Annotated in this window: 27 protein-coding genes and 1 tRNA gene; 2 read left to right on the top strand and 26 right to left on the bottom strand. The window is 29.9% G+C overall.

The annotated features are described in order from the left end of the window. Position 1 precedes the first annotated feature (1 nt). The 25 genes from CORN_RS01995 to CORN_RS01875 all read right to left on the bottom strand — a co-directional run bounded on the left by CORN_RS01995 (position 2) and on the right by CORN_RS01875 (position 23,165). A complete protein-coding gene (locus CORN_RS01995) occupies positions 2–331 on the bottom strand; it encodes a CDC27 family protein (RefSeq protein WP_066007095.1) in 330 nt (109 codons plus the stop codon). Next, positions 312–1,703: a pilus (MSHA type) biogenesis protein MshL gene (gene mshL / locus CORN_RS01990; protein WP_066007097.1), complete on the bottom strand. Its 1,392-nt coding sequence runs from the start codon at positions 1,701–1,703 to the stop codon at positions 312–314. The genes CORN_RS01995 and mshL overlap by 20 nt, the downstream gene beginning before the upstream one ends. Continuing rightward, positions 1,675–2,001, bottom strand: coding sequence for a hypothetical protein (locus CORN_RS01985; protein WP_066007099.1), 327 nt, complete (start codon positions 1,999–2,001; stop codon positions 1,675–1,677). The genes mshL and CORN_RS01985 overlap by 29 nt, the downstream gene beginning before the upstream one ends. A gap of 3 nt (positions 2,002–2,004) precedes the next feature. Next, positions 2,005–5,559 (bottom strand): pyruvate:ferredoxin (flavodoxin) oxidoreductase, encoded by a 3,555-nt coding sequence (nifJ, locus tag CORN_RS01980; RefSeq protein WP_066007104.1) that lies wholly within the window; start codon positions 5,557–5,559, stop codon positions 2,005–2,007. A gap of 117 nt (positions 5,560–5,676) precedes the next feature. Further along, entirely contained in the window at positions 5,677–6,321 is a 645-nt protein-coding gene (locus tag CORN_RS01975) for an HAD family hydrolase (RefSeq protein ID WP_066007106.1), read from the bottom strand. A gap of 3 nt (positions 6,322–6,324) precedes the next feature. Continuing rightward, entirely contained in the window at positions 6,325–7,311 is a 987-nt protein-coding gene (locus CORN_RS01970) for an OmpA family protein (RefSeq protein WP_066007108.1), read from the bottom strand. Between the two features lie 250 nt (positions 7,312–7,561). Next, positions 7,562–7,951: a 30S ribosomal protein S9 gene (gene rpsI / locus CORN_RS01965; protein ID WP_039617655.1), complete on the bottom strand. Its 390-nt coding sequence runs from the start codon at positions 7,949–7,951 to the stop codon at positions 7,562–7,564. Positions 7,952–7,953: 2 nt separating this feature from the next. Beyond that, positions 7,954–8,379 (bottom strand): 50S ribosomal protein L13, encoded by a 426-nt coding sequence (gene rplM, locus CORN_RS01960; RefSeq protein ID WP_039617653.1) that lies wholly within the window; start codon positions 8,377–8,379, stop codon positions 7,954–7,956. Positions 8,380–8,600: 221 nt separating this feature from the next. Continuing rightward, positions 8,601–11,345 (bottom strand): RecB-like helicase, encoded by a 2,745-nt coding sequence (locus tag CORN_RS01955; RefSeq protein WP_066007110.1) that lies wholly within the window; start codon positions 11,343–11,345, stop codon positions 8,601–8,603. Then, positions 11,342–13,729: a PD-(D/E)XK nuclease family protein gene (locus tag CORN_RS01950; RefSeq protein ID WP_066007112.1), complete on the bottom strand. Its 2,388-nt coding sequence runs from the start codon at positions 13,727–13,729 to the stop codon at positions 11,342–11,344. Before CORN_RS01950 ends, CORN_RS01955 begins: the two co-directional genes overlap by 4 nt. Then, positions 13,729–14,241, bottom strand: coding sequence for a FixH family protein (locus tag CORN_RS01945; protein WP_066007114.1), 513 nt, complete (start codon positions 14,239–14,241; stop codon positions 13,729–13,731). Before CORN_RS01945 ends, CORN_RS01950 begins: the two co-directional genes overlap by 1 nt. A gap of 1 nt (position 14,242) precedes the next feature. After that, positions 14,243–14,758 (bottom strand): hypothetical protein, encoded by a 516-nt coding sequence (locus CORN_RS01940; protein WP_246260879.1) that lies wholly within the window; start codon positions 14,756–14,758, stop codon positions 14,243–14,245. A gap of 59 nt (positions 14,759–14,817) precedes the next feature. Beyond that, entirely contained in the window at positions 14,818–14,919 is a 102-nt protein-coding gene (locus CORN_RS01935) for a hypothetical protein (RefSeq protein WP_094750277.1), read from the bottom strand. A 2-nt stretch (positions 14,920–14,921) separates the two neighbouring features. Beyond that, positions 14,922–15,134: a DUF4006 family protein gene (locus CORN_RS01930; protein ID WP_066007118.1), complete on the bottom strand. Its 213-nt coding sequence runs from the start codon at positions 15,132–15,134 to the stop codon at positions 14,922–14,924. After that, complete coding sequence (gene ccoP, locus CORN_RS01925) at positions 15,134–16,012, bottom strand: cytochrome-c oxidase, cbb3-type subunit III (RefSeq protein ID WP_066007120.1); 879 nt, start codon at positions 16,010–16,012, stop codon at positions 15,134–15,136. The genes CORN_RS01930 and ccoP overlap by 1 nt, the downstream gene beginning before the upstream one ends. Further along, positions 16,012–16,215, bottom strand: coding sequence for a cytochrome c oxidase, cbb3-type, CcoQ subunit (locus CORN_RS01920; protein ID WP_066007122.1), 204 nt, complete (start codon positions 16,213–16,215; stop codon positions 16,012–16,014). Before CORN_RS01920 ends, ccoP begins: the two co-directional genes overlap by 1 nt. Before the next feature lie 9 nt (positions 16,216–16,224). Further along, positions 16,225–16,890 carry a cytochrome-c oxidase, cbb3-type subunit II gene (ccoO, locus tag CORN_RS01915; RefSeq protein ID WP_066007124.1) on the bottom strand — a complete coding sequence of 222 codons (666 nt, stop codon included), beginning with the start codon at positions 16,888–16,890 and terminating at the stop codon, positions 16,225–16,227. Positions 16,891–16,901: 11 nt separating this feature from the next. After that, positions 16,902–18,368, bottom strand: coding sequence for a cytochrome-c oxidase, cbb3-type subunit I (gene ccoN, locus CORN_RS01910; protein ID WP_066007126.1), 1,467 nt, complete (start codon positions 18,366–18,368; stop codon positions 16,902–16,904). A 106-nt stretch (positions 18,369–18,474) separates the two neighbouring features. Beyond that, positions 18,475–19,137, bottom strand: coding sequence for a sulfite exporter TauE/SafE family protein (locus CORN_RS01905; RefSeq protein ID WP_066007131.1), 663 nt, complete (start codon positions 19,135–19,137; stop codon positions 18,475–18,477). Continuing rightward, positions 19,134–20,252, bottom strand: a complete 1,119-nt coding sequence (carA, locus tag CORN_RS01900; RefSeq protein WP_066007132.1) for a glutamine-hydrolyzing carbamoyl-phosphate synthase small subunit — start codon at positions 20,250–20,252, stop codon at positions 19,134–19,136. The genes CORN_RS01905 and carA overlap by 4 nt, the downstream gene beginning before the upstream one ends. After that, on the bottom strand, positions 20,249–20,800 hold the full coding sequence (locus CORN_RS01895) for a DUF507 family protein (protein ID WP_066007133.1): 552 nt from the start codon (positions 20,798–20,800) through the stop codon (positions 20,249–20,251). The genes carA and CORN_RS01895 overlap by 4 nt, the downstream gene beginning before the upstream one ends. Before the next feature lie 61 nt (positions 20,801–20,861). Further along, the gene (locus CORN_RS01890) at positions 20,862–21,380 is read right to left on the bottom strand and encodes a MotE family protein (protein ID WP_066007134.1); all 519 of its coding nucleotides are present in this window, start codon (positions 21,378–21,380) and stop codon (positions 20,862–20,864) included. Next, a complete protein-coding gene (locus tag CORN_RS01885; RefSeq protein ID WP_066007135.1) occupies positions 21,377–21,796 on the bottom strand; it encodes a flagellar FliJ family protein in 420 nt (139 codons plus the stop codon). Before CORN_RS01885 ends, CORN_RS01890 begins: the two co-directional genes overlap by 4 nt. Then, on the bottom strand, positions 21,793–23,043 hold the full coding sequence (locus CORN_RS01880; RefSeq protein WP_066007137.1) for an adenylosuccinate synthase: 1,251 nt from the start codon (positions 23,041–23,043) through the stop codon (positions 21,793–21,795). Before CORN_RS01880 ends, CORN_RS01885 begins: the two co-directional genes overlap by 4 nt. A 24-nt stretch (positions 23,044–23,067) precedes the next feature. Next, positions 23,068–23,165: transfer RNA gene (locus CORN_RS01875), tRNA-Sec, on the bottom strand. 146 nt (positions 23,166–23,311) lie between these two features. On the opposite strand from CORN_RS01875, the gene yedE reads away from it, so the two are divergent. Continuing rightward, a complete protein-coding gene (gene yedE / locus CORN_RS01870; RefSeq protein WP_066007139.1) occupies positions 23,312–24,514 on the top strand; it encodes a selenium metabolism membrane protein YedE/FdhT in 1,203 nt (400 codons plus the stop codon). Between the two features lie 11 nt (positions 24,515–24,525). After that, positions 24,526–24,753 carry a sulfurtransferase-like selenium metabolism protein YedF gene (yedF, locus tag CORN_RS01865; protein ID WP_066007141.1) on the top strand — a complete coding sequence of 76 codons (228 nt, stop codon included), beginning with the start codon at positions 24,526–24,528 and terminating at the stop codon, positions 24,751–24,753. Between the two features lie 61 nt (positions 24,754–24,814). Here the strand turns inward: yedF and CORN_RS01860 are convergent, their stop codons facing one another. Next, positions 24,815–26,350 carry a type I restriction-modification system subunit M gene (locus tag CORN_RS01860; RefSeq protein WP_066007143.1) on the bottom strand — a complete coding sequence of 512 codons (1,536 nt, stop codon included), beginning with the start codon at positions 26,348–26,350 and terminating at the stop codon, positions 24,815–24,817. Positions 26,351–26,353 lie beyond the last annotated feature (3 nt).

Genomic DNA, 26,353 nt, shown 5'->3' with positions numbered 1-26,353 from the left:
ATCATTCAAAATAAATTCCTAAAAGTTTTTCGTATTCTTCTTTAGCCCTTGAAGCTTCTTCATGTTTTCCAAGTTTTAACTTAGCATTGATAAAAATAAGCCATGCTTCTTTTTCCAACAATTCAAACTCATTTGCCTCAACAGCCCAAAAAATTGCTTTTTGATAGTCTTTATTTTGGTAAAAATATTTGGCTAAATTTAAAGCATTTTCATAGTTTGGTTGATTAATAAATTTTTCATAAAACACACTTTGTTCAAAACCATCGTTTTGAATATCAATAGCATTTAAAAAAGACAAACAAACTAGCAAATTAAAACATATCATTTTCATGTTTAAAACCTAATTCTTTCAAACTTAATACTTTTTTATCAGCTCTTATTAAACTTGGTTTAATTATAAAAACTATTTCACTAATATCTTCTAAATTTTGCTTTCCTTGAAACAAGGCACCAAAAAGTGGTATTTTAGATAAAGCACTTACTTCGCTGTGATTGCTAATCGTATTTTTACTAATCAATCCACCTAAAATTAAAGTCTGCCCATCATCAACTTCAACTACAGTAGAAAGCTTTTTTTGTATGGTATCAGGTGCTATATTTCTTGGCTTATTTTGCCTATGATTATCAACGCTATATTTAAAATCACTCAAACTCGGATTAATTCTAAGCATAATTTTATGATCATCTGAAATTTCTGGTAAAATATTAAGCAAAATTCCTACAAAAATAGAATAATTGTTATAAGTTTCACTAATGGTCGTACCATTTTCGGTGCCTTTAGAGCTTTCTTTTACTTGATAATTAATCGTATCACCTATAGAAATGATAGCTTGTTGATTATTAAGTGCCATTAGCTTTGGATTAGAAAGTACAGTCGTTTTGCCATTTTCTTGCAGTAAATTTAAAATAGCCTTAGTTTCAATATTAGCTTTCAGATTGATATTTCTAACACCGCCTTTATTGATTATAAAATCATTATCATCTCCATTAAGCTTCAAAGCAAGCTCTTGCCAATTAATCCCACTTGAATGACTTTTATTTAAATGCACTGCAACTATACTTACATCAATTAAAACTTGTTTTTTAAGTCTTTTATTTAAATCTTTTAAATATTTTTCAACTCTTGTAAGCTCATACAAAGTAGCATTTAAAGTAATAATTCCTGCATTGGTATTGATAATAGGTTTAGTCGTATTTTCATCAAGTAAAGCTTGAATTTCTTCTGAAATTTTTTCCCAAAAGTCAAATTTATCTGTACTAATAACTAAATTATCTGCTTCTTTGGTATTATCATAATCTCCTTGTTTAGGTCTTGAATCTACCGAAGCTTTAGTAATACTTTGTCCTTCCCTGATAGAGCTTATATAATGAATTTTAAAAGTTTTAACTTGTCTTCCATAAATTTTTAAAATATTTTTATCATATTCAAAAGCAAGATTATTTTCCATTAACAAAAGTTTAAAAATTTCCCTTAAAGACATTTTTCTTATATGTAAATAATTTTGCGTATGATTTAATTTTTCCCTAGCAAGAGCATCTTTTATAATTATACTAAAACCACATTCTCTACCAAGCTCATTTAAAATTTCAATCAAAGAAGTTTTGTTTTCTACACTTATATCAAAAAAGCGCTGATGGCACTGCGAGGCAAAAACATTTGTAAAAGCTAAAAAACTAACGAATAAAAATATTATTTTTTTCATACAAATTTAAAACCATAACTTTTTCTTCCTTTATCAATATAACTTGAGAATTTTTAATCTCAACAATTTTAAAACCTTCAATATTATCATTTAAAGCATACCATTTATCATTAATTTTAACTTTATCAGAAATGATAGCTTGCAAAGAAAAATCAGATTTTATATTTGTAGTTTTTTGAAAAAAAGGATCCTGGATCAAAGCAAAATCAATATCATCATTACAGCTTTGATTCAAAAATGGATACTTAGCACCAAAAACACTAAGTACCCATAAACTTACAAGTAAAAGTCGAAGCAAATTTTAATTTTCATTACTAAAATCAGCACTTGATAAACGCTTAAGCTGTCTATAGCGACGTTGCGCTTCTGCTTTGTTTTTTTCAAACAGTTCTTTCGCTTGTTCAGGATTTGATTTTTTAAGTGAGCTATAACGCACCTCATTCATTAAAAAGCTTTCATATAAATCCCAGTCAGGCTCTTTGGAGGAAATTGTTAAAGGATTTTTACCTTCAGCTTCTAAACGTGGATCATAAATATAAGTTGGCCAATATCCGCATTTTGTGGCAAGTTCTGCTTGATTTCCTGAATTTCCAAGTCCACCTTTAATACCATGAGCTATACAAGGAGAATAAGCAATAATTAAAGAAGGCCCATCATAAGCTTCTGCTGCCATCACCGCTTTTAATAGCTGTGCATAGTTTGCATTAGAATTTACTTGAGCAACAAAAATATAACCATAAGTCATAGCAATTTGGCCTAAATCTTTTTTCTGCACTGGCTTACCTGCTGCAGCAAACTGAGCTACTGAGCCTGTTCTTGAAGATTTTGAACTTTGACCTCCAGTATTTGAATAAACTTCAGTATCAAGAACTAAAATATTTACATTTTCACCACTTGCTAAAACATGATCAAGCCCACCATAACCTATATCATAAGCCCAACCATCACCACCAAAAATCCAATGTGATTTTTTGCTCAAATAGCTTTTAAGTTCTAAAATATCATTTACAGCTTTAATTTGTTTATTTTCTTCTAACAATGGCACTAACTTATCTCTTAATTCTAAAGAAGTTTTAGAATCTTCTTTATTTGCAATCCATTCTTTATATAAAGCTGAAAGTGCATTAGGAACTTCTTGCATACTTTCATTCATAATTTGCTCTATTTTATGTCTTGTTGTTTCAGTTGCTATTTTCATACCAAGACCAAATTCGGCATTATCTTCAAATAAAGAATTACCCCAAGCAGGTCCATGACCATTTTTATTGCTTTTTCTATATGGAGTTGAAGGAGCTGAACCACCATAAATAGAACTACAACCTGTTGCATTAGCAATGATCATTCTTTCACCGAATAATCTAGTAATTAATGTAATATAAGGAGTTTCTCCGCACCCTGGGCATGCTCCATGGAATTCAAATAAAGGCTGAGCAAATTGGATACCCTTAGCATTTTCTCTATTTAAGATATTATCTTTGTAGCTTACTTTTTTGAATAAATAATCCGCATTTTCTTGTTCACCATGATCAAGCTCTTCACCTAGTGGTACCATTACTAAAGATTTTTCTTTAGTAGGACACTCATGCACACAAAGCTCACAACCTGTACAATCAAGTGGTGAAACTTGAATTTTAAAGTTTAATTTTTGATCTTTCACCCCTTTTGCGTTTAAGCTGTGTTCTTTCACACCAGCTGGAGCTTTATCTAATTCTTCTTCATCAATCAAAAAAGGTCTAATAACCGCATGTGGACATACTGAAGCACATTGATTACATTGGATACAATTAGTTTCTATCCATCTTGGCACCATAACACCGACGCCTCTTTTTTCATATTCAGTAGTACCATGCTCAAAACTACCATCTTCATAGCCCAAAAATGCTGAAACTGGCAAATCATCGCCTTTAGCTGCATTCATAGGTTTTGCAATTTTTTCCACAAATTCAGTACCTTTATAAGCTATAGTTTCTTCTTTTACTTCATCAGCTAAATTTGCCCAAGAAGGATCAATATCAACTTTTACAAGCCCATCTGCACCCACATCAATAGCTTTATAATTCATCTCAACTATAGCATCACCTTTTTTACTATATGATTTGTAAGCTAATTCTTTCATGTATTTTTGTGCATCTTCGAAAGGAATGATATTAGCAAGTTTGAAAAATGCTGATTGCATGATTGTATTTGTTCTACTACCTAGTCCTATTTCTCTAGCAAGTTTTGTGGCATTAATGATATAAAAATTAATTTCTTTTTGCGCTAAAACTCTCTTAACTGCATTAGGAATTTTTTTAATAGTTTCTTGTGCACTCCAAATACTATTTAAAAGGAAAGTTCCGCCTTTTCTAATACCTGCTAAAACATCATAAATTTCTAAATACGCAGCCACTGAACACGCTACAAAATGTGGTGTAGAAACTAAATAAGTTGAAGTGATAGGTTTTTTAGAAAATCTTAAATGACTTCTTGTATAACCACCTGATTTTTTAGAATCATAAGCAAAATAAGCTTGCGCATAAAAGTCTGTTTTATCCCCTATAATTTTAATAGAGTTTTTATTCGCCCCTACAGTACCATCAGCACCAAGTCCATAGAATAAACACTCTATAGTACTCTCATCACCTAAAGAAATTTTTTCTCCCACAGGCAATGAAGTAAAGGTAACATCATCATTAATTCCTATGGTAAAACCATCTTTTGGATTTGCTTGATTTAGATTTTCAAAAACTGCTATTAACTGAGCAGGATCCACATCTTTTGAAGAAAGTCCATATCTACCACCAACAATTAAAGGTGCTTTTTCTTTTCCATAATAAGCACTTTTTAAGTCTAAATAAAGTGGCTCACCTAAACTTCCTGGTTCTTTAGTCCTATCTAAAACAGCTATTTTTTCAACACTTTGAGGCATTACATTAAATAAATATTTTAAACTAAATGGTCTATATAAATGAACTTTTAAAACCCCTACTTTTTCGCCTTTACTATTTAGATAATCCACAACCTCTTTTAAAGCTTCGGTTACTGAACCCATCGCAACCACAATGCGTGTTGCATTCTTATCTCCATAATACACAAAAGGTTTATATTCTCTTCCTGTAATTTTTGAAATTTCTTGCATATATTCATTAACAATATCAGGAATAGCTTCATAGTATTTATTTGCCAATTCTCTTGTTTGAAAATATATATCATCATTTTGAGCTGTACCTCTTGTTTTTGGATTTTCTGGATTTAGACAGGAATTCCTAAATTCCAATAATGCTTCACGATCAAGCAAACGATCAAAATGTGCATAATCCATTACTTCAATTTTTTGAATTTCATGGCTAGTTCTAAAACCATCAAAGAAATGCATAAAAGGTACTCTACCTTTGATAGCTGCTAAGTGTGCAACACCTGCTAAATCCATGCTTTCTTGTACAGAATGTGAACAAAGCATAGCAAAACCTGTTTGTCTTGCTGCATAAACATCTTGATGATCGCCAAAAATAGAAAGTGCTTGAGAAGCTAAAGCTCTAGCTGCTACATGAATTACCCCAGGTAAAAGTTGACCTGCAATTTTATACATATTTGGTATTTTTAACAAAAGCCCTTGAGAAGCAGTATAGGTAGTAGTTAAAGCACCTGCTTGCAAAGATCCATGGACTGTTCCAGCAGCTCCTGCTTCACTTTGCATTTCCACAACTTTAACCGGTACTCCAAAAAGATTTTTTTTACCTTGAGAAGCCCATATATCAGTATAATCAGCCATAGGAGAGCTTGGGGTAATAGGATAAATTCCAGCAACCTCTGTAAATGCATAGGCAGCATAAGCTGCTGCTTCGTTACCATCCATTGTTTTCATTATTTTACTCATTTAATTATCCTTATAATTAAAATAATTACTTAAAATCAATAGCTACTTTATCTTTAATTGTCTTAAACAATGATAAAAATTTTTTATTATTTATATGTATAGGGTTTGAATGTGAAATTATCGGATATTTTTTATATATTTTACAGCTTCATAAGTATTTTCAAAAAGTGGTATTTCAAATTTAGTCAAATTTTCTTTACTTTCATAACCACTACTTACTGCTATAGGTGCAATACCTGCATTACAAGCTGCTTGGATATCTAAATGAGTATCTCCTATCATAAATGCATTTTCTTTGCTTTTAGATAATTTTTCTAAAGCTAATAAAATAGGCTCAGCATTTGGTTTTGGGTAAGTTACATCATCTCTACCTATGATAACTTTAAAATACTCTCCTATACCTAAATGATCAAGTAAAGGTTTGGAAAATTTAGAACTTTTAGTTGTTACAACAGCTAAATCAGCAAACAAACTAGCCTCATATACACTTTCTTTTGCCAAAGAAAGCAAAGAAGTTTGCTCTATATAGATTTTTTGATATACACTTCTATAAGCATTAATATACTCACTTGTTTTTTCTTTTGCCACGCCAAGTTTTTCAAAAGCTATATCTAAAGGAAAACCTATTAAAGCTTTAATGGCTTCATGATCTCTTAAAGGCTCACCAAAAGCTTTAAAAGCAGCATCAAATCCATCTAAAATGGCACTTGTAGAGTCTATCAAAGTGCCATCTAAGTCAAATAAAATTGTCTTTTTTAACAAAGCTTACTCTTTAATGAAAAATTTTGCTTCCACGCGTCTATTTTGTGCACGACCTTCTTTGGTTTCATTGCTTGCTTTTGGCTTTTCGAAACCATAACCTTTAGTTACGATTTTTTCCTTAACAACACCTGTTTTTTCAAGCTCTTTTGCAACTGCCTTAGCACGTTCTAATGATAATTTTTGATTATAAGCTTTAGAGCCTGTACTATCTGTGTGACCTTCTAAGATAGTATAATATTGAGGATTTTCCTCTAAAACCTTACCTACTTCTTGAATTTTTTGTGCAAATTCAGGATTTATACTGATTTGATCAAAACCAAAATACCCCTCAAGAGCAATTGTTTTTTCGCAACCTATATGATCAAGCAAAGCACCTTTTCTTGGCTCCGGACATGATTTATCAATTTGTTTTACTTGTGGTTTTTCTTCGATTTGTCTAGTTGTTGTTTGAGGAGTTTTTAGAGCTTTATTACCAAAATAAAAACTCAAGCCAACGCTAGAAATCAGATTATGCTCACCGTTATTGAATTTAATTTGATCTCTTGCTTCAAGTCTTAAAGCTAAGTCTTCGCCAAGTGCAAATTTAAAACCTGCACCATATTGAGCAAACATGCCACTTTTATTTTCATAAGCTCCATGACTTAAATACTCATAACCTGTTCCTAACAAGCCATATAAATATACATGATTTGCTAAATCAATTCCTTTAATAGCATTTACATAAAATCTTGAAACACTAGTGTCTGTATGTGCATTATTGTTTGGATTATTATATTTTGCATTATCATAATACTCTAAGCCAAGTTCAGTTTGATCTATCCATAAATCATCATAATGATAACCAAATCTTAAACCTACTCCACCGTAATTTTTAAGATCTAAATTTCCTTCTGGTGTTGTATAGCTAAAGGTTGGAGTGATTTCTATTTTACTAGCATCAAAAGCAAATAAAATACTAGCCAAACTAACCAAACTTATAATTTTTTTCATAAACCATCCTTGAGAATAAATACAAATTTGGAATATTATATAAAAAGAAGATTAAAATAAAATAAGCCTCTTTTGGGAAAGAGGCTTAAATTTACTACAAAAAGGAGGTTTCCCTGATCGGACTTTAAAATTATAGAAGTTTATTCTAAACAAAAAATCCTTTAATTTTAAACAAAATAAAAATATATATAAAAAAATGTGATTTTAAAAAATGAGAGAGAAAATGGATCCAAAATGGATCCAAAATGGATTAACGTTTAGAGAATTGTGGGCTTCTTCTTGCTTTTCTACGACCGTATTTTTTACGCTCAACAGTTCTACTATCCCTAGTAAGAAGTCCTTTTGGTTTTAATAATGCCCTAAAATCTGCATCCATAGCAGCCAAAGCTCTTGAAATACCATGTCTTAAAGCTTCAGCTTGTGCACTATAACCACCGCCTAAAGTTGTTGCTTTAATATCCATAGAAGTTTCTTGTTTAGTTACTAATAAAGGCTGAACTACTTTTAATTTTATAGCTTCATGTCCACCAAGCCAAGTGTTTAGATCCATACCATTAACGATGATTTTACCACTACCAGCTTTTACCCAAACTTTAGCTACAGCGGTTTTTCTTTTACCTGTTGCGTATGTTGTTGCCATGATTATTTTCCTTTATTAGCAATTTGAGCAGTATGAGGGTGTTCGCTACCTGCATAAATTTTTAATTTTTTAAGCATAGCTCTACCTAAGTTTGTTTTAGGTAGCATACCACGAACTGCTAATTTATATAATTTAACTGGATTTTTTTCTAATAAATCACCAAATTTTTCACTTTTTACGCTTCCAAAATATCCTGAATGTCTGTGGTATAATTTATCTTCTGCTTTATTTGCACCTGTGAAAACTGCTTTAGAAGCATTGATAATAATTACATAATCTCCACAATCAACATTTGGAGTATAGCAAGGTTTATTTTTACCTCTTAAAATAGTCGCTACTTCTGTTAAAAGACGACCGAAACGCTTTCCTTCAGCGTCTAAAACGATCCATTCACGTTTTACTTCGTTTGGCTTTGTTATCTTTGTCATCATCTTACCTTTGCCAAAAATTTTTTAAAAATATGATTATAATTATTTTATCTTAATTAATACTTAATTTAAGAATTTTTAAAGGTTAATTTATTCTTTTTTATTTGCAACTTATTCTTAAATACTTTAATATTGCAATTATAATGCAAAATACTTTTAATGTAGATTTATAGATAAAGTAGGCAATTTGCATTAGAGTCTATATTTGATGAAATATATTATTAAATCTCCACCATATCCACTTTATCTTTTAAAATATATACCAAAAAAGCCTTAGTAGAAATCTTAGCTAAGATTTTTTCTATGGCTTCTTTATAAAGTAAAACTTGCTTTTTATGCTCGTTTAAATTTAAGCCTGTTTTATAGTCTATAATGATAGCTTCATTATCATCAAATGCAAGCATATCAAGTTGTTTTTGTTCGCCTTTATAAGTGATGATTTGCTCTTTTAGTAACTTTTTACCTGCTAAAAGAGCATTGAATTTCTCATCTTTTAAAAGCATAGTAAGTCTTTTAAAAAGCTCATTAAAACTTTCATCATCTAAGTAAAAACGATATTTTTTATACACCATTTGCTTACAAAATTCAAAGTTATCCTTAGTGCTAAAGTCAAAATATTGCAAAAACTCATGCAAAGCCAATCCAAAATGTATTTGCGTGCTTGAAAGATGACTTTTTATTTTAACTTCTTGTAAATTTACCTTTTGAAATTCTTCAAAGCTTTCTATTTGTTCTAATTTTTCTAAAGGCTCATTTGTTTTGACAAGCTGTTCTTCTATAATGCCTATTTGTTTTTCTTCATAGTCTTGAAAATAACTCTTAAAGGTTTTAAAACTCTCATCATTTTTTATGATAAAAAGAGAGTTTTTAGCTCTAGTAAGCGCTACATATAGACAATTTATCTCATCTTCCGCTTGAAGTTTTTCTCTTTTAGCTAAAAATGCATTGTAGTTTTGATCTTCAAGATATTTTCTAGCACTATGTCGGTATTTTACTTCCCAACCTTGCTCTAAATCATACTCAAATATTAAAGTATCATTATCCGGAGCTTTTCTGCTAAGCCTATCAAGTACGATTAAATTTTCAAATTCAAGTCCCTTAGACTTATGCACAGTCATAATACTCACTCCATCATCTTGAGCTTGTAAAGACTTTAACTCACACGGAGCAAATAAAAAATCAAAGAAATTATCAAAAGTACTTGCGTACTCTAAATATGCAATGAGATTAACATCGCTTAAATCAAGTTTTAAAACATGCACTAAGTATTTTAAAATTTCACCTACACTTCGGTTTAAATCAAGCGTGACAAATTCAAGTTTTTTTTCTAAAATACTACTTGCAAAATACAAACTAAACTCATCTTTAAGCACACAAGCCTTTGCATACTCAAAAAGCACTCTTACGCTAATACAATCTATCAAAGCTACATTGCTTTGCGTATAAGCTTTAATGTCATTTTCTTCAAGAAATTCCTTCATTAAGATAGCGTCTTTATTAATCCACACTAAAATGCAAATTTCACTAAGCCTTATACCTTTTTCTAAAAGCTTTTGAATGATCTTTAAAACTTCTTTTCCACTTGCTTCATATAAAGAACTTTTTGGCAGGATATGATTTTGCAAAACTTCCACATATCCACCATTTTTAACGCTTTTTTGCAAAGTAAAGCTAGGATTTAAAAAGCTATCAAAAAATTTATCTTTAAAGATTTCATTTACATAATCAACAATGATCTTTTTACTGCGATAATTAGTATCTAAATGCTCTAATTTAATTTGCGGAAAGTCTTTTAAAAGCTTATCAAAAAGCTCTTTTTTACCTCCTCTAAAACCATATATGCTTTGCTTTTTATCGCCCACATAAAAAAAGCTTCTGTTTTTTTTCACACCCTCACCTGATACAAGCTCAGCAATGATAGGTTTTAAAATTTGATACTGCAAAACATTAGTATCTTGAAATTCATCAATCAACAAATGCGAAATATAGTCATCAAGTCTAAAATAGATCAAATCTTTATTAGTTTCATCACTAATTAACTCATAAGTTTTTAAGGCTATATCTGAAAAAGTCAATGCATTTTGCTTGGTATTATTTTCATTTCTTGCTTCTTTAAAATGCTTCAAAAGCTTTGCAAGCATACTAATACGATAGTTTTCCATTTGAGCAAAATACTCTTTTACACTTTGTAAAAACTCTGCTCTTTTTTGTAAAAATTCACCATCAATGATTTTTTCAAAGTATTTTTTATCTAAATCGCAGATGATAGGTTTAGTAAAAAAATCTTCTATGTTTTCAAATTCGAAATTTTTTTGATAGTTTTTATCTGTGCTTAAATTTCTTGCATAAGTTATAAACTCACTTAAGCTTTTTTCTAAAAAAGTTTTATTTGGAAAATGTGCATTTTGTATAGATTTTATCTCACAAGATCTTTCATACAAACTTTCAAGATTTTGCAAAAAATCACTTTTACTTTTTGTTTGGACAATGTAATAAGCTAAAGCTCTTAATTCTTCTTCGTCTAATTTAGAAATGAAATTTTTATAACTATCTTGACTTTCTATAATGTCAAAATCACTCATAAGACCTAAATTTAAAGCAAAAGAACGAATGATTTGTGAAAAAAAGCTGTCAAAAGTGTAGATATTGAACTTAGATCTTAAAAACTCATCTTTGTATTTTTCTCTTAAAGCTATAAGCTCATCTTTGCTTTTACCTAGCATTTTCATAAGCTCATTACACTCTGCTTTATTCTCTCCATTTTCAAGCACATCAAATTCTAAAAAGGTTTTAAAAACTCTTTCTTTCATTTCGCTTGTAGCTTTATTAGTAAAAGTAAGGGCTAAAATTTCATTAATCTTAGCTCCCATTAAAACCAAAGCTACAAAACGCACACTTAATGCAAAAGTTTTTCCACTTCCTGCACTAGCTTCTAAAGCTAAAAAAGGCTCAAAATGATAACTCAAAGCTTAAACTCCTTTTTATAAAGCATGGTATAAGGGCTGTAAGTATTGTCGTTTTTTTGATTAAAAAATTCTTTTTCCAAAGGTTCTTTAGCAAGCTCATTAAGTAAATCTTTAAGTTCTTGTACGCTCTTACTTTTAGCATTTTCATGTATGATTTTGATATTTTTTAGATCATAAAAACAAGCTTTTGTATTTAATAAGGTATTTTGATTTTCTAATAAAAACTTATAAAAAGCAAGTTGATAAGACTTTTCATCTGCCTTGCCACTTTTATAATCTATAATCAATCTTTCATTGCCATTATTATCTACTCTATCTAAAAAGCCTATGGCGTGAATTTTCACTCCATTTTCTGTGATAAATTCTTTTCTTGGTGGATTAAATTCGCATTTTTCTACCACATAACCTTGCTTAAAATGCTCATTTTCAAGTGTTTGGAATTCTTTAAATATAGTTTGTATTAAAGCTAAATTTAGCGCATCAACTCGGTATTGCTTAATGCTTTTTACCACTTGCATAAAAATTTCATAATCAAAATGATTTTTAGATTTTTGTGTATAATAAAGCTCTAAAGCCTTATGGATAAAACTCCCCAACTCATTTGCTCTAAGTGTATCATCTAAAGTCTTTGGCTCTTTTAATCTTAAAACATACTTATAATAATAATCCAAACCATAATGCACAAGAAGATGAAATCTTGAAAAAGAAAGATCGCTTTGAAAATAATCGTGTTTTGCTTTAATACTTACAATAGGTTCAAGATTAAAAGTGCATGGATAAGTTTGGAAATATTTCACATAAGCATTATTACTATAAGTCTTATCTTCATAAAGTGGGAATTCAAGTTCGTTTAAAAATCTTGATTTGATTTTTTCTTCATTTTCCACATAAGAAATTCCTACTAATTTAGCCTTAGCTATTAAGGTGCAATAATAATGTCTTTGTAAATTTTCTCTTTGAGTATGAGTGATAAGTCCTGCTTTTTTGCGAATTTCATTGTTTAAAAATAATTCGCTTGAAACTCTTTTTGGGATAAATTCATCATTAAAATCAACTATAATTACCCCATCATATCTAAGTCCCCTACTTTCTAAAAGTCCCATTACAGTAACTTCACCACCACCAACACTGCTTAATTTTACACCATCAATTTGCATAAAAAATAATTCTAAAATTTGCACAAAGCTTAATTCGTGTGTTTTTACAAGCTCTTTGATAAAAATAAGCTCTTGATGTATATAATTTTTTAATTCCTCATCGCTATCTTCTAGTAAATTAAAAATAAAATTCTCAAAAAATTCAAAAGAAATATTTTCATCAAAAAACTTTTTAAATTCTACAAAATCAATACTAGAAGGGAAAAAGTGTAAATTACACAAATGTTTGTTTAAACTACACCTTTCATAAAACTCTTCATTTTCTTCATACTCAAACTCATCATCTTTAGCACTTTCATACAAAGACTTTAATCTATGATAAAAAAGTGTGTTTTTGATACTTTCTCCACTTGCATAGTTTAAAACATTATTTTTATCATAAAGTCTTAAAATATCTACAAAATTCTCATCAGGAGTAATTACCACAATATCTTTTGCACTTATACCGGCTTTTAAAAAAGAATTAATTTTTTCAAAAACAAAAGCAGCTTGTAAAGATCTTAGATGAAAACTTTTATAGCTAATTTTGCTTTCTTTGAAAAAGCACTCTTCTTTTAAAATTATTTTTTGATTTAAATCAAACAAATAAGTATGATTTTCCTTAAGAGAAAGTCCTTGTAAAAAGCTAAGAGTGTTTAAAAAATCTTTATTAAATTTAGTACAATTAAACTGCATTTTAAGAGGAAGTATTCCCTTAACTTTTAACAAAAGCTCCACTTCAAAAGCATTTAAAAAACCTTGAAAATCAAAAATAATCTCATCATAATTTTTCAAAAAATCACTATTAATTTCATAATCTAGCGGCAAAGAAATATCATCGTATAGATTTTGTTCTTTTAATAAAGCAAGATAATTTTTAAAAAGTTCTTCTAAAATTTGCAAGTGTTCATCGTATTGTGTGTAAGCATCATGAAATTTTAACGAGTTAATATCTTTTTTTTCTAAACTAAGCTCTTTAAAGAAACTAAATAAATAAGCATTGTTTTTTAAGAAAGCAAAAAAATTACTCGGTATTTTTAAACTTTGCTCTAAATTTTTAGTTTGTTCGCAAGCCTTTTTCATCAAAAGCAAACATTCATAATGCGTTGCTTGAAAATGTGGAGAAAAAACTAATTTTTGCATAAATTCGGCTACACTCATAGCCGGTTCTACTAAACTATCAATCTGTAATTTTTTCTCATAATACTTCCTTAAAGCTCTTAGTGAGCTAAATACAAAAAGCTTCATTATCTAGTTTGCAAAAAGAATTTAAAAAATCCTACACTATTTTCATCTTGAGTGATTTTTAAAAGCACCTGCCAAACACCTTTTTCTTTGATATTAAAATCAAACACCAAATCACTTCCATCTAATCTTGCTTGTAAATTCTCATCACTTATGTTTGTATGTGGACGCGAAAGCAAAGTTTGGATTTGAAGTTTATTTAAGTTGTAATCTTTTAAATTTTCAATTGCAATCCTAAGTTCATTTTGACCTTCGTTAATATAATAAACTTGATTTTTCTTATGTACAAAACTTTCTTTATCCTTGATATCTAGTTTAAAATTTTCATCAAAGGTCTTTTGTCTATTTTGAATTTCATTGTAATTTAATTCTACATTTTGATAAGAATCAAAATAAAAATTATCTTCATATACAGGAGCCTTGCTTGCGATAAAAATCGTAACAATACAAGCTACAACGATAAGTCCTAAAGAAATCAAAATACCATAAGGCCAAAATGTTTTTTGATTTTGCATTTTATTTTCTCCTTCTGACTTTTCTTTGAACCAACATTAAAATTGCAACACATAAAAAGCCATAGATTAAAATTCTCATGATATTTAAAGTATCACGATTTGAATTTCCATAAAAAGGCTTTATATTAAAATGATTTGCTACCTGATCGGCTATATCTGCATAACCATTTAAAATAGCAGCGTTATAAATGTCTTTTTGTTTAGGATTTGCAAGTATAGGTAAAATCGTTCCTTTTTCAGGATAAGGACTTAAGACACCTTCTTTATCAAAATACTTCATAGCATCATCACTTGCAAGTATATCTACCTTATGCGAAGCTTTAGAAAATACAAGTAAAATATATGGCTTGCTCAAATTAGCTTCATAGCTTTTTAAGCTTTCAAAGTCTTTTTTATTGCTTAATGCTAAAGCTATATTTACTCCAGTTAATTCACGAATTTGTTTAGAACTTGAAGTGATATTTTGCTCTATTGCAGTGTTTAAAATGTTATCATTTAATAATATTTCAGCATGCAAGAAATTAGTAAAACAAATAAAAATGGCGGTTAAAAAAAAACCGCCTTTTAATGTATTTTTCATCCTATAAAAAGATGATTTACAGTTAAAACCGACCAAGCAGTAATTCCTGCTGCCACAACTAAGCCAGCTATAATTAAGTATTCAAGAACTTTTACCATAATCATTCCTTTATAACGATATGCTCTTCTCTTTTAGAGTCAAACATTTTGATTTGCTCTGCATTTTCTATTTTATAAGGTTTTTGCATAACATCTTGTTGTGCCTTAAGACCCCAAACAGTAAGTCCAGCTAAAATTGATAACAATAAAACAGTTGCTATTAACATTCCACTAACACCTGAAAGTGAAAATACACATCTATTTGAATTTTCCATTATTCACCCCTTGAAAGAGAAATTGTATATTCGCCAACTGCTTCTTTTTGAAGCTCGTTTAATAAACCATTATTAAAATGAGGCATTACACCTATACTACCTGCTTTACCACGATTTAAAACTTCTACCACAAATTCAGCAGTGCCATATTTTGTTAAATCTGGAGCTACTAATTGACCATCAATAGTTCCTTTTCCATCTTCACCATGACATACTGTACAAGTTACAAAAAGCTCCTTTCCTTTTGCTACAAGTTGAGGATTTTCAGTTTTTTTAATTGCTGAAATTTCAGAAGCAACATAAGCTGCAATAGCTGGAACATCAGTTTCATCTATACCATTATCTGCTGCACTTAGCATTTCACCCATAGGATAATTCATACCTTTTGAACCTTTAGTAATTACCTCTATAAGTCCTTCTTCTGAGCCCCAAATATTAAGATTTTGTGCCTTTCCATTGATACCATCACCAGTAATTCCATGACAAGAAGAACATTGAACTAAGAAAATATTTTTACCCATTTCTTGTTTATCTTGTGCACTTAAATTAGCAAATTTTTGTGCGAATTTTTCATTATGTGCTTGCACTTCCTTATTGTATTCACCAATTTGAGAATAACTATTTAAAGGATACCCCCAAAGGAAATACCATATACACCATATTATAGCTAAGAAAAATACAACAGCCCAACCAAGTGGTATAGGATTTTTAAACTCACCTATACCATCCCAACTATGCTCACTTAGCTCACCTTGGCTTTTTTCTTCTTTCATACTTTTAAACAATTTTCCTACCACAACAAGTGTAATTAAAATGATAAGAATTGCTCCAATAAAAGATAATAAATTAACATTATCTTGTAAGTTCAACCATTGCATTAAGCACTCCTTTTATTTTGCTCTAAAACACGATCGCTGATATCATCATGTAATGCTAAATCAGCGTATTTTTCATAGTTTCTTCTACCTGTTTTTTCAGATCTATATAAATGATACCAATAAGAATACAAAACTACCACTAAAAACACTACAAGAGCAAAAAAACCATAAGCTTGTAGCTCTCTTATTAGTTCTAAATCCATGGGTTTTTCCTATTTTAAGCTATTAAGATATGCTATTAAAGCTACAATTTCTCTAATTTCGCCTCTAGCAAACGCATCTTTAACATCTTGATTTTTCATTTGATCTACTATAGCTTGAGCTTCTGCTTTAACTTCTGCTTGAGCTTCTTCCCAAGTACCAAGTTTTGTACCATTTTCTGTATCATAAGGTACATTGAAAACTTTTTTTACAGTTAGTGCTTCTGCGTAAGCTGTTTCTATATTTGCATTATTACTAAACATATGCTTATAAGCTGGCATAATAGAACCAGGTACTACAGATATTGGATCCCACATGTGATTTTCATGCCAATCAGTAGTTCTAAAATTTCCCACACGTAATAAATCAGGTCCTGTTCTTTTTGAACCCCATAAAAATGGTCTATCATAAGCATACTCACCACTAACTGAGTACATACCATAACGATCTGTTTCTGATTTAAAAGGACGAATAAGTTGTGAATGACATGCATTACAACTTTCTTTAATATAAGCATTACGCCCTGCAAGTTGTAAAACAGTGTAAGGTTTTTTACCTTCAATTGGTCTTGCATTTTGAGCAAAATCAGGCAATACCTCTACGATACCTGCATACGCAATTACAATAAATACTGCTACAGCAAAAAAGAATGGATTTTTTTCTAACCAACTAAACATATTTTTCCTCCTTATGCTGCCATAGGTGAAGCACTTTTTGGTTCTTTGTCAAGTACTTTACCCACTGAAATTGATTTATAAATATTATAAACAAACATGAAAAATCCTACTAAGTATAACAAGCCACCTATAGCTCTAATCCAATAATAAGGAATAATGGCCTCAACAGTATCAATGAAAGTATAAAGTAAATTACCGTACTCATCAGTTGCTCTCCACATCATACCTTGAGTTATACCTGCTATCCACATAGAGCTAAAATATAATACTATACCTGTAGTTTGAATCCAAAATTGAGCTTCCATTAATGATTTACTATATAGTTCTCTTTTGAACATTCTAGGAACCATGTGATAAAGTGCAGCCATAGTCATAAAGCCAACCCAACCCAAAGTACCATCGTGAACGTGACCTGGAATCCAATCTGTAAAGTGTGCTAATGCATTAACTGATTTAATAGAAAGAATTGGACCCTCTAAAGTTGAAAACATATAGAAAGTTGAAGCTAAAATCATAAATTTAATTAATGGACTTTCTCTTAATTGACTCCACTCACCTTTCATGGTAAGTAAGATATTAATTGCTGAACCCCAAGAAGGCAAAATAAGAACAATTGAAAAAACAGAACCCATAGTTTGCATCCAATCAGGCACAGTTGAATAAATCAAATGGTGTCCACCTGCCCATAGATAAACAAACATTAATCCCCAAAACGCAAATAAAGATAATTTATAAGAGAAAATTGGCTGGCCACTTTCTTTTGGTAGAAAATAATAAATTTGTGCAATAATACCAACAGTAAATACAAATGCAACTGCATTATGTCCATACCACCATTGTACCAACGCATCATTAGTTCCTGCATACATAGAAACACTATGCCACCAATCACCCATTCCACTTACAAAATATGTAGGCACAGCCATATTGTTAAACAAATAAAGCATTGCTATACCTAAAAAAGTAGCTATATAGTACCAAAGTGAAACATATAAAGTTTTTTCACGGCGAATTCCAATAAGTCCAAAAATACTTACACCCCATAAAACCCAAACTAAAACTACCAATATATCAAGTGGCCATTCAAGCTCTGCATATTCTTTTGAAGTGCTAACACCAGCAAATAAAGTAATAACAGCTATAATCATAGTGATCATATAAAGCCAAAAATGCAATTTACCTACAAACATTAAAAAGCTTGATTCTGCCATACTAACTTTTAATACACGCTGACCAATATAATACCAAGTAGCCCAAATTCCTGAGAGCATAAAACCAAAAATTACACCTGAAGTGTGCAATGGTCTAAGTCTTGAAAAAGTACCATATTCACCAGCTAAATAGTTTAAATCTGGATAAGCCATTTGAAAGGCAATAAGCGTTCCAATAGCCATACCAATAATACCAAACAATAAGGTAGCAAACATAAAGTATTTAGCAACCGTATAGTCATAGTTTAATGCATTTCCTGGGTGCATTTCCTCTCCTTAAGTTTTTTTATGCAATTATGCAATCATTATATTATATGATATTTAATATCTTTTTTAGCTTAAAAAACATATTTATTAATTATTTGTTAATAAATTACTTTGTAAATATAAAACCCGTATAAGAAAAATACAACCCATAAAGAAAGATTAAAATATAAGAAATTAAACTAGCTGTTTTTTGGAATTTTTCATTTAATGTTTTAGAAAAAAAAGCAAAAAATACCAATGCTGGTAAAGTTGAAAGACCAAAAACAAGCATAATTAATGCTGATAAATAAACATTTTGCACACTCATACCAAAAGCTATATAAAAATACACTAATCCACAAGGCACAAAACCATTTAAAAACCCTAAAAAAAGAGTGCTTTTTAAAGACTTATTTTGAATTAACTTAGAAATATTTTTTTTAATAATACAATCAAAAAATAAAGAATCTTCAAAAAAAGCCAAAAGCTTTCCCTTAAATATCAAAGCAAAAGCCAAAGTCATCATAAAAATTCCGATTATAAAAAACATCATCCCTTTTGCAAATTCAGTAAAAGACAATAAGCTCCCAAAAAAACCAAAAAATATACCCAAACACACATAAGCTAAAATTCTTGAAATATGATAAGAAAAAACTAAAAGAAAAAAAGGGAGTTTAATTTGCTTTGAAAGCTGAGTATAAGCTAAAACAAAACCTCCACACATTCCATAACAATGTCCAAAACTAGAAAGAAAAGCTATACTCGCCAAAGCAATAAAATCTAAATTCACAAAAGCTCTAAAAATTCTTTAAAAATATATTTACTCTCATGGGGTCCTGAGGAACTTTCTGGATGATGTTGCACTGAAATAATAGGATAATTTTTATATCTTACACCTTCTACATTATCGCCAAATAAATTTCTATGAGTAATAATTGCAACTTCTGCGATTTCTTCAGGAATATTATAGTTGTGATTTTGTGCTGTAATCTCCACTGTGTTATTAGCAAGATTAATTACAGGATGATTTGCTCCATGTTGACCAAATTTCATCTTATAAGTTTCGTAACCAAAAGCATTGCTTAAAAGTTGATGTCCTAAGCAAATACCAAGCATAGGAATTTTAGCTTCTGCTAATTTTTTAATCTCAACTATTTCATCTTTTAAAATTTTTGGCTCACCTGGACCATTTGATAAAAATACTCCATGAATTTTACCTTTTTGGTATAAATCAATCAATTCTTTTGCTTTGGTGTTGTAAGGAAAAACTTCTACTTCAAGCCCCACGCTTACCAATTCATTTAAAATATTTTCTTTTACACCATAATCAATCACAGCAACTTTTTTACCAATTGACTTTACATTTTCATAAGCTTTTTTACTATGTTCCCAAGCACCTTTACTATGTTTATAAGAGTTTTTTGTGCTAACTTGTGCTACATAATTCACCTCATCAATTTTAGCACTTGAAAGAAGCATTTTTTTAAGCTCTTCTTTATCTTTAATTTCTGTAGAAATCACAGCCCTTAAATTACCACAATCTCTAATCATTTTAACCAAAAACCTTGTATCAATTTCACAAAGTCCTATTTTGCCATGCTTTTTCAGATAAGTACTTAAAGAATTATTAGCTCTAAAATTAGAATAATCTTCATTCAATTCTCTTATAATTATACCACTAGCAAAAACTTCTTTACTTTCATTATCTTCATCATTTACACCAACTATACCAATTTCTGGCATTGAAAAAATTACAAATTGACCTGCATAAGATGGATCTGATATGATTTCTTGATATCCCGTCAAAGAAGTATTAAAAACAAGCTCTCCAAAAAAAGTTCCACCTTCTCCAAAAGCTTTTGTACTTAAAAAAATATCATTTTCTATATAAATATACGCTTTCATAAAAGTCCTTTTTTTCTAAGCTCTTCTTGATAAAGCTTCTCAAATATCAATTCATATTCTTCAGAACCTGGAATAAGTTTTCTTTTATAATTTGAAATTTTTTCATAAACTAAATCTTCTAAATTTTCATACTCTTTTAAATAAGATATAATACTTGAAAAGATGAGATTTTTCACTCGATTTTCTGATACATTATAATTTATCAAGTCCTCTTCTACTAAATTTTCTAAAATTTTATGAGAAAGATTATTATATCTATCTTCACTATCAAGCATAAATTTAAACTCACTAGCCAATTTTTTCTTGATCATCCAAAACATATTTTTTCTATCTATTTGCATAAACTCAATTTCATCTTCTTGACTTTCTAAAAGTTCTTTTGCTTTTTCATCAAGTTTACGCTCATTTAAAACATCTATTTCTATAATTTCTTTTGCTATTTTTAAAAGTTTTTGACTATCATCTTTAATTTTTACAAAAGAAGAATGCATTAAATCAAGTATTATTTTATTTGCTATATAAGGTATATGAGCTGGTTTGATACGCATTTATCCACCTTTTTATTTTTATTGAAATAATACTAAAAAAAAGGTAAAAACTGCTTAAAACTTACTGCGAACTTGCATTTTGATCTAAATTTTTCAAAAGCAGTGTTAAATCCGAAGCTTTTTTAGGATCCATTTTGGCCATAATAGATGAAATTTTTCTAGGATCAAGTGAAAGTAAAATTTTTGAAGCTTCATCTGGTTCCATCTCACTTAATATACCAGCAACAGCTACATCTTTCATTTTAGCATAAATTTCAGTGATACGCCCCATTGTTTTATCATTAATTGTTTGTAGATTTTCTCTAGTTGCTTCCAATATATGTTCATTTTGTTCTTTTAAAGTTTTAATTTGTTCTAAACTCGCATTAATATCTGCCTCTTTTTTTTCTAAAGCTTGCATTTTTTCTTTTTGCAAAGCCTCAAAAGAAGCTCTATAAGCTTCTAAGCTTTGCCTAGCTTCATCGTATTCTCTAATTTGTTCTTGCATTTGTTCTTTTCTTGCTTCAAAATACTGCTCACAATTTTGTTGTGCATTTAAAAAATTTAAAAAAGCTAATAAATATATTATTTTTTTCACTATTTATCCTTGTTAAAATGTCTTGTTATAGCAAGTTCATCTATAAATTTTTCTTCTTCTTTTTGCAAAGCTTTTTGAATTTTTTTTAATTCTTCATTTTCTAAAACTTTAATTTTTTCAAATTCTAAATGTGCTTTTTTGTACAAATGCTGATGATGTGCGAGTTCTTTTTTTGTTAAATCTAATTTTTGTTTAACTCTTTGCTTGCCTTCTCTTGCAATTTCTTGCAATTTTAAAGATGAACGTAAAAGAGCTATCGAACCCTTATCAACCAAAGTTAAGCTTTCACATGTTTTAGAAGCTTCTTTAAGCTCTTCTTCACACTGTAAAAGCTTTTGTCTTGTTCTAGTTAAATTTGCTTCTGCTTTGTCAAGTTGTTGTTTTCTAAGCTTAATTACAGAAGAATATTTGCTTTTCATAAAATGATAGTATCTTCTCTTTCAGGGCTTGTAGAGATATAACCCACTTTAACCCCACTTAATTCTTCTAAACGTTTAATGTATTTTTTAGCATTTTCAGGCAATAAATCATAATCCCTAATTCCTGCAACTTTATCCCAACCCTCCATCACTTCATAAATAGGCTTAACATTTTCTAAATCACAAGGCACATAGTCTATTTCTTGCCCTTTATACTCATAAGCTTTACAAATTTTAACACTCTCAAAACCATCTAAAACATCAAGTTTCATTAATGATAAAGCATCTAAGCCATTTAATCTCGCAGTGTATTTTACAGCTACAGCATCAAACCATCCACATCTTCTTTTTCTACCAGTACTCACACCAATTTCTTTTCCAATAAGCCCTATTTTTTCACCATCTTCACCTAAGTCCTCACTTGGAAAAGCTCCATTTCCTACTCTTGTTGTGTAAGCTTTTACTATACCTATAACTTTTCCAATTTCTTTTGGATTTAACCCTAAGCCACTTAAAGCACCAGCTGAAATAGTTGTTGAACTAGTAACATAAGGATAGGTTCCATGATCAATATCAAGCATAGAACCTTGTGCACCTTCTAATAATACTCTTTTATCCTCATCTAAAGCTTTCCATAGCATTCTCGTAGTATCTGTGATATATGGTGCCAATACTTCCTTGAAGCGTTTTAAATCTTTTAAAATTTCATCATAACTAGGCATTACAATACCTAAAGCATCAAAATAAGTTTTTTTAAGCTCGAAATCTTTCATTAAATTTTCACAAAGTTTTTCAGGCTCTAAAAGTTCTCCTACCCTGTGTCCGTTACGACTTATTTTATCTTCATAACTTGGTCCTATACCCCTACCTGTTGTCCCTATAGCCTTATCGCCTTTAAGTCTCTCTCTTGCTTGATCAATTAGAGCATGATAATTCAAATTTAAATGTGCTCTATCACTTATAAATAATCTTCCTTCTAAATTCTCAAATTGAGCCATTTCACTAATTAACACATCAGGATTAACTACAACACCATTACCTATAACATTAATGCATTGCTTATTTAAAACACCTGAAGGTACTAAATGTAAAGCATACCTTATACCATCAACCCATATGGTGTGACCCGCATTATGTCCACCCGCACTCCTGCAAACATAATCATAATTTTCACATAGTTTATCAACTATCTTACCCTTGCCTTCATCACCCCATTGGATACCAACGACAATATCTGCTTTACTCATAATAACTCCATTTTGACTTAAATTTGGCGAGAAGGTGAGAGAATCGAACTCCCCAAAAAGTAGTCAACTACCCTTTCATCTGATTTGAAGTCAGTGGCCATCACCAGATAAGCTAACCTTCCAAAAGAATTATTATACCTTAACATTTTTTAATTAAAACAAAAATTAAATGCATACCTTATCAATATTAGTTTTTAAAATTTTTAGATATAATGGACTTATTTATTCCTAGTGTCAAGGTTTGACAAAAACAAATATAGGATTTTATATGCAATCTTTCAAACAAAAATATTTAATCAATTTTTGGGACAATTCTCATAGTTTCATTGCTCTTGGAATTTTAAGTGCAGTGTATTTTGGAATTTTTGGTGGTGTTTGGGCTGTTACTGGTGAAATGACACGTTGGGGTGGCGAATTTTTAGAAATTTTTGGTATAGATCTAAGCTCGTATTCTTATTATCAAAAGCAAAATTTAGATGGCACTCCTTTAAGTAGAACTGATGGTATCATGCTTATAGGTATGTTTATAGGTTGTTTGGTGGCTGCACTTTTAGCAAATAAGGTAAAATTTCGTCTAAGTGCAAGTAAAATACGTATATTTCAAGCCTTAATAGGAGGAATTCTTTCAGGTTATGGTGCAAGACTTGCTTTTGGATGCAATTTAGCAAATTTTTTCACAGGCTTGCCTTATTTTTCTTTACACACTTGGTTTTTTACTTTTTTCATGATTTTAGGAATTTATTTTGGCGTAAAAATTTGCAATATTTCGTTTTTTAAACCAAAAGCAAAACTTCAATGTGTAAATAAAGAAAATAAACCTTTAATTCACAATAAAAAACGCGCAAGGTGGCATTTTTTTCTAGGTGTGGTATTTTTTATATTTTTTTTATCTTGGGTTTTTTATCTTGGGTTTACAAATGGAAATATTGATACACAAAACAAACAAAGCCTTCTGGCATTGGCACTTATTTTTGGATTTGTTTTTGGCTTTATTATTGCTCGTGGTCAAATTTGTTTTACTTCTTGTTTTAGAGATTTATTTTTATTTGGTAGAGATAACACTATAAAAGCAACTTTATTTGCTATGATGATAGCTTCAATCATTGCTTTTGCTTTCATTTTACAAGGACATACTAGCAAACTTATAGAATTAAGCCCTGCTGTAGCTATAGGAGCATTCTTATTTGGTTTTGGTATAGTATTTGCCGGCGGTTGCGAGTGTGGTTGGACATATCGAGCTTGCGAAGGGCAAGTACATTTTATGATAGTAGGATTTGCAAATATCATAGGAACGATGATTTTAGCTTTAACTTATGATTTTTTACCTCCTTTTTTTAAAGATGGTATAAAGATTAACTTATTAAATTATTTTGGAAATTTAGGTGGATTATATATAAACTTAACTCTCCTTGTTTTGCTATTTATTTTTGTTTTAATTTACAAAAAATATTTTTTTAAAAAACTAGTTTAAAAGGATATAAAATGAAGATTACTTATAGTCTAAATTTAGAAGGTGAAGCCTGTCCATACCCTGCTATAGCAACTATTGAAGCTTTAAAAGAATTAAAATCGGGTGAAATTTTAGAAATCTTATGTGATTGTCCACAAAGTATCAATTCTATACCTCATGATGCTAAAAATCGTGGTTTTAAAGTTCTAGAAATCAATCAAGATGGACCAACGCTTAGATTTTTAATTCAAAAATCTTGATAAGTTTTAATTTTAAGTTTAAAAAATAGAGAATATTTGAGCAAATATTCTCATATTAATTTCAATTACCTTCAAGTTCTACAACGAGATTATCAATTTGTTCCCTTAAAATACTTTGGCGTTTTACTATCTCAACAAGTTCTAAATTTAATGCTTTTATATCGATTGCTTCTCTCGTATCTTTTGCTTCTACATAACTTGACACACTTAAGTTATAATCATTATTTTTTATTTCTTCTATACTTACTAACTTAGTAAGATATGGCACTTCTACCCTATCTTTATAAAGATTTAAAATATTTTCTAAATTTTCTTTACTTAGTATGTTTTTATTAGTTACTTTGATAAATTCTTCGTTTGCATTGATAAAATGCACATTTTTATCAGTTTTGTTTTTTCTAAGCACCAGAATACACACTGCAATACCTGTCCCAAAAAAGAGATTTGGAGCTAAAGAAATCACACAATCTACAAAATTTTCTTCTATCATATATTTTCTTATTTCTTTTTCTGCACCACCTCTATACATTACACCCGGAAAACAAACAATCGCCGCACTTCCTTTCTCGCTAAGCCAAGAAAGCGAATGCATCACAAAAGCTAAATCTGCTTTAGAAGTAGGTGCTAAAACCCCTGCTTTATTAAATCTTTCATCATTAATCAAAAGTGCATTATTTTTACCTTCCCATTTAGTGCTATAAGGTGGATTGCTAACAATTGCATCAAAAGGCTCTAAGTCTTTATGTTCTTCGTTAGGATTTATCAAAGTATCGCCATGTGCTATATCAAAAAGCGTATAATTTACATCGTGCAAAAACATATTCATTCTTGCAAGATTATAAGTTGTTATATTAATCTCTTGCCCAAAATAACCCTTTTTTGGATCGCTTTTAAGTGATTTTTTATACTGCAAAAGTAACGAACCACTTCCACATGCAGGATCATAAACTTTATTTGGCTTTTTGTTATTATGTAAAGTAATTTCTACTAAAAGTTTACTTACTTCTTGTGGAGTAAAAAATTCTCCTCCACTTTTACCTGCATTACTTGCATACATAGTCATTAAAAACTCATAAGCATCACCAAAAGCATCAATCTCATTTTCATTATAATGCAAATTAAGTTCAGAAATTGCCTCCATAATCTTTATAATCTTTTTATTACGCTCTAGATTGTTTGCCCCAAGTTTATTAGAATAAAGATCTAAATCATCAAAAAGTCCTTTGAAGCTTTTTTCACTCTCACTCCCATTGGCACTACTTTCAATCTCTTTAAAAATATCGCTAAGTTTTTCATTTAGATTTTCCAAATTTACATTTTTAAGAATACTAGAAAAAAGATAACTTGGTTTTATAAAAAATCCTTTAGCATTAATAATCTCTTTTTTGCCATTTTCCGCCATTTCATCGCTTAAATTTTCATAATCTTGCTTATAAGCTTTCAAAACAAAGCTCTTTAGATTTTCACAGATAAAATAATAAAACAAAAATCCCAAAACATAACTTTTAAAATCCCAACCATCTACACTTCCACGCAATTCATTTGCAATTTTCCAAATAGTTTTGTGTAATTCTTCTCTTTCAATCACGCTTTTCATATA

Source organism: Campylobacter ornithocola, assembly GCF_013201605.1.
In the GTDB taxonomy this organism is placed as follows: domain Bacteria; phylum Campylobacterota; class Campylobacteria; order Campylobacterales; family Campylobacteraceae; genus Campylobacter_D; species Campylobacter_D ornithocola.
The sequence above is the reverse complement of the archived record's forward strand: the minus strand, read 5'-3'. Positions and strand labels throughout refer to the sequence as shown.